This is a genomic window from Flavobacterium sp. (genome assembly GCF_044371705.1).
GTDB lineage: Bacteria > Bacteroidota > Bacteroidia > Flavobacteriales > Flavobacteriaceae > Flavobacterium.
Map to the genome: position 1 here is coordinate 23,719 of NZ_JBILTE010000003.1, position 13,514 is coordinate 37,232.

11 protein-coding genes are annotated in these 13,514 nt (G+C 36.5%); 4 read left to right on the plus strand and 7 right to left on the minus strand.

The window, feature by feature from the left end:
- Window positions 1–137 precede the first annotated feature (137 nt).
- Both dnaB and ACIQ2S_RS00575 read left to right on the plus strand, forming a co-directional pair.
- Window positions 138–1,685, plus strand: a complete 1,548-nt coding sequence (gene dnaB, locus ACIQ2S_RS00570) for a replicative DNA helicase (RefSeq protein WP_396172107.1) — start codon at window positions 138–140, stop codon at window positions 1,683–1,685.
- Window positions 1,686–1,829: 144 nt separating this feature from the next.
- Window positions 1,830–3,047: an asparagine synthetase B gene (locus ACIQ2S_RS00575; RefSeq protein WP_396172115.1), complete on the plus strand. Its 1,218-nt coding sequence runs from the start codon at window positions 1,830–1,832 to the stop codon at window positions 3,045–3,047.
- A 96-nt stretch (window positions 3,048–3,143) separates the two neighbouring features.
- Here ACIQ2S_RS00575 and cphA read toward each other — a convergent pair whose 3' ends face one another.
- Window positions 3,144–5,768 (minus strand): cyanophycin synthetase, encoded by a 2,625-nt coding sequence (gene cphA / locus ACIQ2S_RS00580; RefSeq protein WP_396172108.1) that lies wholly within the window; start codon window positions 5,766–5,768, stop codon window positions 3,144–3,146.
- Window positions 5,769–6,016: 248 nt separating this feature from the next.
- On the opposite strand from cphA, the gene ACIQ2S_RS00585 reads away from it, so the two are divergent.
- Window positions 6,017–6,889, plus strand: a complete 873-nt coding sequence (locus tag ACIQ2S_RS00585) for a cyanophycinase (protein WP_396172109.1) — start codon at window positions 6,017–6,019, stop codon at window positions 6,887–6,889.
- An 84-nt stretch (window positions 6,890–6,973) separates the two neighbouring features.
- Window positions 6,974–7,819, plus strand: a complete 846-nt coding sequence (locus tag ACIQ2S_RS00590; protein WP_396172110.1) for an isoaspartyl peptidase/L-asparaginase — start codon at window positions 6,974–6,976, stop codon at window positions 7,817–7,819.
- Between the two features lie 26 nt (window positions 7,820–7,845).
- Here ACIQ2S_RS00590 and ACIQ2S_RS00595 read toward each other — a convergent pair whose 3' ends face one another.
- The 6 genes from ACIQ2S_RS00595 to thrS all read right to left on the minus strand — a co-directional run bounded on the left by ACIQ2S_RS00595 (window position 7,846) and on the right by thrS (window position 13,450).
- The gene (locus ACIQ2S_RS00595) at window positions 7,846–8,412 is read right to left on the minus strand and encodes a hypothetical protein (protein WP_396172111.1); all 567 of its coding nucleotides are present in this window, start codon (window positions 8,410–8,412) and stop codon (window positions 7,846–7,848) included.
- A 91-nt stretch (window positions 8,413–8,503) separates the two neighbouring features.
- Window positions 8,504–9,931, minus strand: a complete 1,428-nt coding sequence (locus ACIQ2S_RS00600; RefSeq protein ID WP_396172112.1) for a T9SS type A sorting domain-containing protein — start codon at window positions 9,929–9,931, stop codon at window positions 8,504–8,506.
- Window positions 9,932–10,126: 195 nt separating this feature from the next.
- A complete protein-coding gene (gene rplT / locus ACIQ2S_RS00605) occupies window positions 10,127–10,471 on the minus strand; it encodes a 50S ribosomal protein L20 (RefSeq protein ID WP_396172113.1) in 345 nt (114 codons plus the stop codon).
- A gap of 150 nt (window positions 10,472–10,621) precedes the next feature.
- Window positions 10,622–10,819, minus strand: a complete 198-nt coding sequence (gene rpmI / locus ACIQ2S_RS00610) for a 50S ribosomal protein L35 (RefSeq protein WP_091398482.1) — start codon at window positions 10,817–10,819, stop codon at window positions 10,622–10,624.
- A 111-nt stretch (window positions 10,820–10,930) separates the two neighbouring features.
- Complete coding sequence (gene infC / locus ACIQ2S_RS00615; protein ID WP_396172116.1) at window positions 10,931–11,479, minus strand: translation initiation factor IF-3; 549 nt, start codon at window positions 11,477–11,479, stop codon at window positions 10,931–10,933.
- A 24-nt stretch (window positions 11,480–11,503) separates the two neighbouring features.
- The gene (gene thrS / locus ACIQ2S_RS00620; protein WP_396172114.1) at window positions 11,504–13,450 is read right to left on the minus strand and encodes a threonine--tRNA ligase; all 1,947 of its coding nucleotides are present in this window, start codon (window positions 13,448–13,450) and stop codon (window positions 11,504–11,506) included.
- Window positions 13,451–13,514: the final 64 nt, after the last annotated feature.

A 13,514-nucleotide genomic window follows, 5' to 3' on the forward strand; every position in this document is an offset into this window, starting at 1 on the left:
TTACATTTCAAGTTATAAATCCGAAGCCTTTAAACTTCGGATTTTTTTATGTTGTTAACAAAAATTACTTTGTTATTAACATTGATTTACTAACAACTATAACGTTCAAATTTTTATATTTTGGTTACTTTAGCGGCATGGAAAATCTAAGAAATATTAACCCCATTAAAGTAGATAAAACTACAATCATAAACCTTGAAAAAGGAAAACTTCCGCCACAGGCTCTTGACTTAGAAGAAGCCGTTTTAGGAGCAATGATGATTGATAAGAAAGGGGTTGATGAGGTGATTGATATCCTGCAACCCGATGCTTTTTACAAAGAGGCTCACAAACACATTTTTGATGCAATTGTACAGTTATTCACAGATACACAGCCAATTGACTTATTAACCGTTTCGGCACAATTAAAGAAAAATGCCAAATTGGATTTGGTAGGGGGTGATTTTTACCTGATTCAGTTAACTCAGAAAATTTCTTCTTCGGCCCACATTGAGTTTCACTCAAGAATTATTCTGCAAAAATTTATTCAACGAAGTTTGATCAAAATTTCTTCAGAAATTATCGAAGAATCGTACGATGAAACGACTGATGTTTTTGATTTGCTTGATAAAGCCGAATCTAAATTATACGAAGTTACACAAGGAAATATTAAAAGAAGTTCCGAAACTGCTCAAAGTCTGGTGATCCAAGCGAAAAAACGAATCGAGGAAATTGCCAACAAAGAAGGTTTGAGCGGTGTTGCAACCGGTTTTGAAAAGTTGGACAAAGTAACCTCAGGTTGGCAACCCAGTGATTTGATTATCATTGCTGCAAGACCGGGTATGGGTAAAACCGCATTCGTTTTATCCATGGCACGAAACATGGCGATTGATTATAATCAGCCTGTTGCTGTATTTTCGTTGGAAATGTCTTCTGTGCAGTTGATTACACGTTTAATTTCTTCAGAAACGGGCTTATCCTCCGAAAAGTTGCGAACCGGTAAACTAGAAAAACACGAATGGGAACAACTGAGTGTGAAAGTTAAAAATCTTGAAAAAGCACCTTTATATATTGATGATACGCCGTCGCTTTCCATTTTTGATTTGCGTGCAAAAGCCCGACGTTTGTCATCGCAGCACGGAATTAAACTAATTATTGTTGATTATTTGCAATTGATGACAGCCGGAGGAGGTGGAAAAGGAGGAAGTGGAAATCGTGAACAAGAAATTTCAACTATTTCACGAAATTTAAAAGCGTTGGCAAAAGAATTAAGCGTTCCGGTTATTGCATTGTCGCAGTTATCGCGTGCGGTTGAAACGCGTGGTTCCAGCAAAAGACCTTTGCTTTCCGACCTTCGTGAATCAGGAGCAATTGAGCAAGATGCTGATATTGTTTCGTTTATTTACCGTCCCGAATATTATAAAATTGATGAATGGGATGATGAAGAGCGTTCCCCAACGGCAGGCCAGGCAGAGTTTATTATTGCCAAACACCGGAATGGTAGTTTAGAAAATATCCGACTGAAGTTTATCGGAAACTTAGGTAAATTTGATAATTTGGATGATTTTACAACCGATATCAGTGATTTTGCTTCTCGAATGAACTCGGATGAAACATCATTTATAACCAAAAATCTTCCGTCTGCCCATGAAGCGTTTGGAAGTAATATGAACGATCCCGAAGACGATAGCGATGTTCCATTTTAACTTTTAATCCTTTGAAAAGCGGATTTTTTTATCATTTTCTTCACATTAATTCTGCTATCTTTGAAACATACAATTGATTGTATTATTTCTAATAGTATGGTTTTACAAAAATATATAGTGGTACTTCTGATTTTTTTCAGTTCAATGCAACTGAAAGCAAATTTCATACTGTTACCAATGGATGAAAGCACGCAGCAAAATCATCTGAAAGCTTATGGAATAACCTATTGGGCGTTAAATAACGATTATAAAACTAGTTGGTTATTAAACTATCGAGGCGGTTCTTTTTTGTTGCCGGATGTTGCAGAAATTCGCAAAGAATGTCAGATTCGAGGCGTTAGTTTTGAACTTTTAACAGACGGTCAAGCCAATCAAATTTTAGAAGAAATCAGCAGTCCGTCTCAAAATATGGAAGCGGTTGTTTTAGAAAAAGCACCTAAAATTGCAGTTTATACTCCAAAAGGCAAAAAGCCATGGGACGATGCAGTAACCTTGGTGTTAACCTATGCCGAGATTCCTTTTACAGCTGTTTATGACGAAGAAGTATTGTCGGATCAATTGCTACTTTATGATTGGTTGCATTTGCATCACGAAGATTTTTCGGGTCAATATGGTAAGTTTTTCGGAGCCTACAAAAATGCACCTTGGTACATCGAACAAAAGCGAGAAGCGGAGGAATTAGCCACCAAATTAGGATTTTCAAAAGTATCCGATGAAAAATTAGCTGTTGCAAAGAAAATTAGAGATTTTGTCATTGGTGGCGGTTTCATGTTTGCTATGTGTTCGGCAACGGATAGTTTTGATATTGCACTTTCAGCCGAGGGAGTAGATATTTGCGAACCCATGTTTGATAGTGATGAAAGTGAGCCCAATTATCAATCGAAAATTGATTATTCAAAAACGTTTGCTTTTAAAGATTTTACGTTGGAACGACGACCCACTATTTATGAGTTTTCAGACATTGATATGACCTCCCGACGTAAAGTAATGATGGAGAAAGACTATTTTACTTTGATGGAATATTCTGCAAAGTGGGATCCTATTCCAAGTATGTTATGCCAAAATCACACGCAGTTGGTCAAAGGTTTTATGGGACAAACCACAGCTTTTGATAGTCAATTGGTAAAATCAAACGTTTTGGTGATGGGTGAAAATCTTTATAATGGTGAAGCACGGTACATTCACGGAACCAAAGGAAAAGGAATGTTTACATTCTTTGGCGGTCATGACCCTGAAGATTATCAACATTTGGTAGGTGATTCGCCCACAGTCTTAGATTTGCATCCAAATTCGCCGGGCTATCGGTTGATTTTAAATAATGTTTTGTTTCCTGCGGCTAAGAAGAAGAAACAGAAAACATAATGAATAAAAAAAATCGAAAAATAAAATTCCAAATTCCAATAATGATACACGGAATTTGGAATTTTCACTTTGGAATTTGAGTTGAAATTTTTAATTTCAACTCAAATTCTCCTCATTTTCTTTATCCAAATATTCTTGAACAATATCAATAGCATTGGTTACAACATCACTTAGAGCAGTAATAAAAGTGCCATCATCTGCAATATTTATCGCATGTTTGATGGCTTCAATCTCTTTTGGAATAATTTCATAAGTCACCGGACGGTTTGCCAATTGAATTCCTTCTAATATTAAATCGATGATTTCTTGTTCAGTTCTTCCGCGTAAGTGTTTTTCTTGACGAATGATGATATGGTCAAACATACGAGCGGCAATCTCTGCACAATCGCGAATATCTTCATCTCGTCTGTCGCCAACACCGGCAATAATACCAATTTTTCTCGTGGCTTCAATGTTACTCAACAAATCTTCAATAGCTGTATAACCCGCCGGATTGTGAGCAAAATCAATCATTACCTTGAATCGTTTGAATTCAAAAATATTCATTCGTCCAGGCGTTTGAGCAACACTTGGAATAAAGGTTTGCAAGGAAAGACTAATATCATCCGTTTTAAAACCATATAAATAACTTGCCAATGTTGCCGCCAACACGTTTTGAATCATAAATTTAGCTTTGCCTCCTAAAGTCAAAGGGATATGTAAAACTTTTTCAACACGTATTTTCCAATCACCTTTTTTAATGGTAATGTATCCATTTTCATAAACAGCTACAATTTTTCCTTCTTTACTCAGTTTTTTTACAATGGGATTTTCTTCATCCATGGCAAAATAGGCAATATTGCAACTTAAATCATTGGCAATTTTCAAACACTGATCGTCTTCGGCATTTAAAATTGCCCAACCATCTTTTTTTACACTACGAACAACCACGCTTTTCACACGGGCTAAATCATCCAATGTATCAATGTCGTTAAGACCCAAATGATCTTCTCTGATGTTGGTTATCAAAGCAATATCGCATCTGCTAAAGCCCAAGCCGGCTCTCAAAATTCCACCGCGAGCGGTTTCCAAAACGGCAAATTCTACAGTTGGATCTTTCAAAATATATTCCGCACTTAGAGGTCCGGTGGTGTCACCTTTTTCCAACATGTGATTTTGAATATAGATTCCATCCGAAGTGGTGAATCCAACGCGATACCCATTATTTTTTACAATATGAGCGAGTAGTCGGGTTGTTGTTGTTTTTCCATTAGTTCCGGTGACAGCAATAATTGGAATTCGGCTTGGTTTTCCGGGTGGATAAAGCATGTCAATTACCGGAGCGGCTACATTTCTTGGTAATCCTTCCGATGGAGCTAAATGCATCCTGAAACCGGGAGCGGCGTTTACTTCTAAGATGACACCACCATTTTCTTTTAACGGTTGCGTCAAATTTTCTGCCATGATATCAATACCACAAACGTCTAAGCCAATTACTCTGGAGATACGTTCAGCCAAAAATATGTTTTCCGGATGCATCATATCGGTTACATCCACCGAAGTTCCGCCGGTACTTAAATTGGCGGTTGATTTTAAATAAACCGTTTCGCCATTATTTGGGATGGTTTCTAGGGAGTAGTTCATTTTTTCTAACAAATCCGTCGTGTCTCTGTCAACCGTGATTTCGGTTAAAACATTTTCATGACCATACCCTCTTTTTGGATCTAAATTGGTCGTGTCAATTAATTCTTGAATCGTTTTTTTACCATCACCCACCACATGAGCAGGAACACGTTTTGCAGCGGCAACTAATTTATTGTCGATTACTAAAACCCTAAAATCAAAACCCGTTATAAATTTTTCGACAATTACACGACGGCTGTATTTTTGAGCATGAGCTAAACCTTTAATTGCATCTTCCCAAGTAACGACATTTATTGACGCCCCCTTTCCATGATTGCCGTCCAAAGGTTTAATCACAATTGGATATCCAATTTTTTTGATGGTAAGTTCCAAATCTTCTGCATCCACACAAATGGACCCGCTGGCAACCGGTATAGATGCCATGTCCAGCATACGTTTAGTTTCTTCCTTATTGCAGGCAATATCTACAGCAATACTGCTGGTTTTGCAAGTAATCGTCGCTTGAAAACGCATTTGATGCACACCATAACCTAATTGAACTAGTGAATTGGTCCCTAATCTTATCCAGGGAATGTCTCGTGCCACGGCTTCTTCAACAATACTTCCGGTGGAAGGACCGAGGCGTACACGTTCGCGGATTTCTTTCATTTTTAGTATATCAGCTTCTAAATTATATGCGGTGCCGGCGATTAAAGCCTCTGCAATTCGCACCGAGCTTTCGGCGGCAAACATTCCTACATTTTCTTCAACATAGCTAAAAACTACATTATAAACACCAGGTGTTTTGGTTTCTCGTGTTCTGCCAAAACCCGTATCCATCCCAGCAAGTGATTGAATTTCTAGGGCAATATGTTCAATTACATGTCCCATCCAAGTACCTTTTTCTATTCGCATAAAAAAACCGCCACGAACGCCTTCGGAACAGCGATGTTCAATCATTGTTGGAAACATTTCTTCCAATCGTTCCCTAAAGCCTTCAATTTTGTTGGTGGGATATTGTTCCATCTCTTCAAGATCGAGACGCATCTGTATCAATTTCTTGCGTTGAGTACTCCAAAGATTAGGTCCACGAAGTGCTTGTACTTTTAGTATTTTCATAAATCTATAAATTGAAAGGGAGTATTAGTTTTTAGCTATTTTGAATGATTTTGTTAAAAATAAGAAATATTTGTGTCACTCAATTAGTTTTTTTGTCGTGTCGGTTAAATTTTATTTTAAACACTGAAATTAAATCAATTATTTATTGATTTTCAGAATTTTAGGTTTACTAGCAAATAGTGTTCATTGCTTTTTTCAAAATCCTTTAAAACTATTGAATAGTAGCAAGATTTTATTATTTTTACCAAATGAATAGTAGAGGAAAACTAATTATTATTGGTGGAGCTGTTGATAAAGGCAGTTTCACTGAATCGAGTTTTGATAAAGATGTTTCTAAGAATATGAATTTCTTTGAAAAAGGAATCTTAAAACGCATCATCGACGAATCTAAATTCAAAGAAAACTCCAGAATTGAAGTGGTGACAACAGCTTCTAAAATTCCACGAGAAGTGGGTCCGGAGTATGCCAGAGCTTTTCAATACCTTAATGCCTCAAATGTTGATGTTTTACACATTGAAAGACGTGAACAGGCAGGAGAGCAAGAAAATTTAAATCGACTGCAAGCGGCAGATATTGTTATGTTTACCGGTGGCGATCAATTGCGACTATCGTCTATTTTAGGAGGTACAAAATTTCACGATATTTTATTGAATAAATATACTCATGAAGATTTTATATATGCAGGTACTTCTGCAGGTGCTGCGGCAGCTTCAAATAATATGATTTATCAAGGAAGTAGCCATGAGGCCTTATTAAAAGGAGAAGTTAAAATCACCAGCGGATTAGGTTTAATTGACGATGTAATCATTGATACTCATTTTGTACAAAGGGGTAGAATAGGTCGATTGTTTCAAGCAGTTGTTGGGAACCCGAAGGTCTTAGGAATTGGACTTGGAGAGGATACAGGTTTGTTAATTACAAACAATAAAAAAATGGAAGCTATTGGTTCCGGACTTGTTATTTTAGTAGACGGACGTGAAATCAAAGACACCAATTTAACTCAAGTTGAATTAGGACAACCTATTTCTATTAATCATTTAGTTACACATGTAATGAGTATGTATGATACTTTTGATTTGGAGACGTATAGAATGCATATTCAATCGTCACAATACGTATAATTTTAATTTTTACCTATGTTTGGAACACAGATTGTTGAAATTAAATAAATTTTAAAAATCTTTGTTCCTTTTTAATTTACAGTTATGTCTAAAATAATTATCCATGGCGGTTTTTTCTCAGAATCTTCTACCAATATAAAAACTAAAATAGCGAAGCAAAATGCTTTACTTCGAATTATCAAGGATTCCTACGAATACCTTAGAACACATAATGCTTTACAAACGGTTATTTATGCGGTTACCTTATTAGAAGATGATGAATTGTTTAATGCCGGCATTGGTTCACAAATCCAAAGTGATGGAAAAATTCGGATGAGTGCTGCTTTAATGGATGGTTCGTCTTTGAAAATGAGTGGAGTGATTAATATTGAAGAAGTTAAAAATCCTATTCAAGTAGCAGAAGTTTTGATGAATGAAGAGGATCGAATAGTTGGAGGAAGTGGAGCAACGAAATATGCCCGAAAACACGGATTCAAACAGTTTTCAACTGAAATTCCACAACGCAAAGCAGAATTTGAAGCGAAACTAAAAGCAACCAGAATTGGAACAGTAGGTTGTGTTGCATTGGATGCAGAAGGAAAGATTGCCGTTGCAACTTCTACAGGAGGAAAAGGATTTGAAATTCCCGGACGAATTTCAGATTCTGCAACTGTAGCGGGAAATTATGCCAACGAATTTTGTGGAGTTAGTTTAACAGGAGTAGGCGAGGACATTGTAAGTGGAGCAGTTGCAACTAAAATTGTCACTCGCGTAACAGATGGATTTTCGCTTCAAGAAGCTTTTGAAAAAACATTTTCTGAACTAAAACCTTTTGATGGTTTTGCCGGAGCGATAGCCATTGACAAAGATGGAACTATTTTCCACCAGGATTCGCATCCAACTATGGTTTTTGCAAGTTTTGATGGGGAAAAAGAAGAAGTTTTTAGTTAGATTCAAATTCGATTAAGTGCTAATTTCTATGTATGTTTCAACTTTACTATTGATAAAAAAGTTTTTCTATTGAGTGAAATGCTATAGGCTAAACTCATAAAAATACACCACGAAATGAGAAAGGAAGGGAATTTTTCAACTCCAAATTGAAGGTATTCATTTTTTGAAAAAACCAGCATTACAAAAACCACCAAAACATAGCATGCAGATAGTACAAGAAAGCTAAATTTCAGATTACTTACTTTAAAAATAAAGGAATTAAAGTAAAATAATAACAAAGCAGCCAAATAACCACCTGTTGTTACCATAATAATTCCCTCATATTCGGTGACTTCTCCGGAAGATATATCCAAAAGCCATTCATCAAAGAAATAGATAACTATTGCCAACCCCAAAAAGACCAAATAACTCTGACCCAAGGAGAGTATCACTCCCAAAGGACGATTTATTTTGATTTTATCTAAATTTACTAAACTCACGGATAAGGCAAACACTAATGGTAGGAAAAACAAGGCTTTTTCAACGGAAGGAACAAGTAACATCGTAATGATAACCAAAAGGGAACCTGAAATAATTCGAAACATTTGATACATAGTGATGAAGAATTTTAAACTTTAAATGTACTGAAAATAAAAAAATCCCAATTGAATGACTGAGATTTTTTTTTTTCATTAAATTTTGTGATTAATATTTGATAATTTTTGTTTGATAATTTTGGTCTTTTGTAGAAATCGACAAAATGTAAATTCCGCTTGATTGATTACTAACATCTATCGTTTGTATAGTATTGTTTTGAAAGGGGAATGTTTGAACTACTTGACCCTGCATATTAGTAATTGCGATGACACCTTTTTCCGCAAAACTTGTTGTTGTATTAATTGTTATGAAATCATTCGTAGGATTAGGATATAATTTGAACGTATTGTTTATTCCGATTATTTCTTCATTTGATAAGGGTGTTGGACACGCAACTACCACAATTATATTGGAATTAATATTGCTTCCAATGCCTAATTGACCTTCTAGTCCTCTTCCGGCAGACCAAAGATTCGCTCCAATTTCCATTGCTTCCGAATGAACAAACCCGGCAGAAATAAGTTGCCAATTCGTGCCTGTTCCCACTTGATTAAGAATGTTTGTATTAGTATTATTTCCGATACCTAATTGTCCTGAACTATTTTGACCGGATGTCCAAAGAGTATTGTCAGTTCTAAGAACCATTGAATGGGTTTGCCCAGCTGAAATAGCGAAATAAAAATTAATAGCCCCACTTGTTGCTACAACCAATGTTGGGATATTCGCCGCAGTATTTGTTCCGCTACAAAGTTGCCCGTTAGTGTTGTTTCCCCAAGTATACAGAAGGCCATTTACATCTAGTGCCATGCTATGATCAAATCCGGCCGATACAGCTGACCATGTTGCAGGTGAAATTATTATGGGATTGTTGCTTGCTGTTGCTGTTCCATTTCCTAATTGTCCAAATGGATTGTTGCCCCATGACCATAAAGTTCCGGTGGTTTTAATTGCCAAAGTATGTTCGTTACCGGCTTCTATTTGCGACCAATCGGTTGCAGTTCCCACTTGTGCAGGTACATTAGTGTCTAGTAGGGTATTATTTCCTAACTGCCCCACGGCATTTCTACCCCAGGTCCAAAGTGTACCATTGTTTTTTAAAGCCACACTGAACAAAGAGCCGGCGGATACTTTTATCCAATCAGTTGCAGTTCCCACTTGAGTAACATTAAAAGTGGCACTGTTAAAAACGCCATTCCCTAATTGGCCAAAAATTCCGCTACCCCAAGACCATAAAGTTCCATTTGTCTTAACTGCTAAAGAATGGTTGCCTCCTGCGGAAACTGTTAACCAGTCGTTAGCTGTTCCGATTTGAATCGGTAAATTTTCCGAAACGGAAAAGTAACCTAGTCCTAAAAGGTTTGCGTTTGCACCCCAGCCCCACAATGTTCCATCCGCTTTTATTGCAAGTGTGAAATTTTGTCCTGCCGAAACCTCACGCCAACAACTTGTCGTACCTCCTTGTCCATATAAACTGGGCACATCTCCAAAGAGGACAAAGGTTGTAATTGCAACAATTAAAAGTAGTTTTGTTTTCATAATTGTTTTGTTTTTTGGTTATACTATTTATTCATTTAATATGTTAATTTTTTAAAAATATAATAAAAATAAAATAAAACATTAAACGAATTTACAAAATATTATGACATCATTTACAAATTAGTCAATAAAAAAATCCCTGCCAATTGACAGAGATTTCTATATAAGTAAGTTAGAATCGATTGTTAAAAACGTTTATTTTACTTTATTCAAAATTGCTTTAAAAGCTTCTGGATGATTCATCGCTAAATCAGCAAGAACTTTACGGTTCAATTCGATACCGTTAGCTTTTACTTTTCCAATAAATTGAGAATAACTCATTCCTTCCAAACGAGCACCAGCGTTGATACGCATGATCCATAATGAACGGAAGTTTCTTTTGTTTTGTTTTCTGTCACGGTACGCATAAACCATGGCTTTTTCAACCGCGTTTTTGGCAACCGTCCAAACGTTTTTACGTCTACCAAAGTAACCTTTGGCTTGCTTTAATACTTTTTTTCTTCGTGCTCTTTTAGCAACAGAATTTACTGATCTTGGCATAATTTTCTTGTTTTTTTGTAGCAGGCGTCCCGAATTTAATCAAGGGAACTTGTCGGCCATACTCCAAGGTTATTAAATAACTTTTAACCTAAAGAATTTAATTGTTGTAGGATTCAAGTCTTAATACTTAATACTCAAATCTTAATACAATTATATAATTCTTAATTGTTGTTTAATGCTTTTCTCATCGGTTTTGTGAACCAAAGTCGAATGAGTTAGAGCTAATTTACGCTTTTTAGACTTTTTAGTCAAAATGTGACTTTTAAAAGCGTGTTTTCTCTTGATTTTTCCAGAGCCAGTTACTTTGAATCGCTTCTTAGCACTGGATTTTGTTTTCATTTTAGGCATAATTTCCCAAATTTATTTGTGATTCAACTTACTTACTTTTTGTCATGCTGAACTTGTTTCAGCATCCTTTTTTTTTCAATCTATTTACTGCGACTGAAAACAGAAAACTGTTTACTTCTTCTTCTTAGGAGCGAGGTACATAATCATACGTTTTCCTTCTAAAACCGGTAAAGCTTCTACTTTTCCTATTTCCTCTAAATCCTGGGCTAAACGTAATAATAAAATTTGTCCCTGCTCTTTATAAATGATGGATCGTCCTTTAAAGAATACAAACGCTTTTAACTTAGCACCTTCTTTTAAGAATTTCTCAGCATTTTTCTTTTTAAACTCATAGTCATGCTCATCTGTTTGTGGTCCGAAACGAATTTCTTTCACTACAATTTGAGTCGATTTGGCTTTGAGCATTTTTTCTCTTTTTTTCTGCTCGTATATAAATTTCCCATAGTCCATTAATTTACATACTGGGGGCTCCGCATTTGGAGATATTTCTACTAAATCCACCTCGAATTCTTCAGCTAATCGTAATGCTTCAGAAATTTTGTAAACCCCTGGCTCTATGTTTTCACCTACCAATCGTACTTCGGGAACACGAATTAAATTATTAATTCTATGTGCTGCCTTCTTTTCTACTCTGGGTTGATATCCCCTGTTGTTTCTAATTGCTATGACTTTTTATTTTTTAAGTTAAACTTCAAATGTTTTTAATGTTTTGCTAATTTCATCATTAATTATTTTAGCAAATTCCTCAATAGTAACAGTACTGTTACCTCTTCCTTCTTGACCATGTCGTCTAATTGAAATGGTTCCGTTTTTCTCTTCTTCTTCACCAACAACAATCATAAACGGAATTTTCTTTACTTCGGCATCCCTGATTTTCTTCCCAATAGTTTCACTGCGGTTGTCAATCAGGCCGCGAATTTCGTGATTTTCTAGCAAATTTAAAACTTTTTGAGCATAATTTTCATATTTCTCACTCAAAGACAGGATTATAGCTTGCTCAGGCATTAACCACAGTGGGAAATTTCCTGCTGTGTGTTCTAAAAGGATTGCTATAAATCGCTCCATCGAACCAAAGGGTGCTCTGTGGATCATCACCGGACGGTGCATTTCATTATCCGCTCCTTTGTAAGTCAATTCAAAACGCTCCGGTAAATTATAATCTACTTGAATAGTTCCCAATTGCCATTGTCTTCCCAAGGCATCTTTCACCATAAAGTCTAATTTCGGTCCGTAAAAAGCAGCTTCGCCATATTCTACAACCGTATTTAAACCTTTATCTCTTGCGGCATTGATGATGGCATTTTCTGCTTTTTCCCAATTCTCATCGCTTCCAATATATTTTTCTCGGTTCTCTTGATCTCTCAATGAAATTTGAGCCGTGAAATTTTCAAATCCTAACGAACTGAAAACATACAAAACCAAATCAATTACTTTTTTAAACTCACTGTCCAATTGATCCGGAGTACAGAAAATATGGGCATCATCTTGCGTAAATCCGCGGACTCGCGTCAATCCATGCAATTCACCACTTTGCTCATAACGATAAACGGTTCCAAATTCAGCGTAACGCTTCGGTAAATCTTTATAACTCCACGGTCTTGTGTTATAAATTTCACAGTGATGCGGGCAATTCATCGGCTTCAACAAAAACTCTTCGCCTTCTGCCGGAGTGTGAATTGGCTGAAAACTATCTGCACCATATTTTGCATAATGTCCCGAAGTAACATATAATTCTTTCTGACCAATATGAGGTGTCACCACTTGCTCATAACCCGCTTTTTTCTGAGCTTTTTTCAAAAACTGCTCCAAACGGTCACGCAAAGCAGCTCCTTTTGGCAGCCACAATGGTAAACCTTGACCCACTTTTTGCGAAAAAGCAAATAAATCCAACTCTTTGCCTAATTTTCTATGGTCTCTGCGTTTGGCTTCTTCCAGCAATTCTAAATATTCCGACAAATCTTTCTGCTTCGGAAACGAAATTCCGTAAACACGAGTCAGCTGTTTATTCTTTTCATCACCACGCCAATAAGCACCTGCCACGCTCATAATTTTCATCGCCTTAATCAATCCCGTATTCGGAATATGTCCACCGCGGCACAAATCAAAAAAGTTAGCATGATCACAAAACGTTATCGTTCCGTCTTCCAAATTCGAAATCAATTCCGTCTTATATTCATTATTCTTATACACTTCCAAAGCCTCTGCTTTCGAAACCGGACGCATTTTAAACTCATGCTTCTCTCTCGAAATTTCTAAAACTCGGTCTTCAATGGCTTTAAAATCGGCTTCTGTAATTTTCGTAGCACCAAAATCCACATCATAATAAAACCCATTATCAATTGCCGGACCAAGTGTTAACTTAATTCCGGGATATTGCTCCTCCAAAACCTGAGCCATCACGTGCGAAGTCGAATGCCAAAACGCTTTTTTGCCCTCTTTATCATTCCACGTATATAATATGAGTGAACCATCCGTGGTCAATTCCGTCGTCGTTTCCACAATAGTGCCGTTATATGACGCAGAAATCACATTTCTCGCCAAACCTTCACTAATACTTCTTGAAACACCCATCGGAGTCGAATGCTTCTCAAACTCCTTAACCGAACCGTCAGGTAAACTAATTTTTATCATGCCTAAATTTTTAAATGTCCCGAAGCTTCGGGATGCAAATATATAAGTTTACAAAATCCCACAC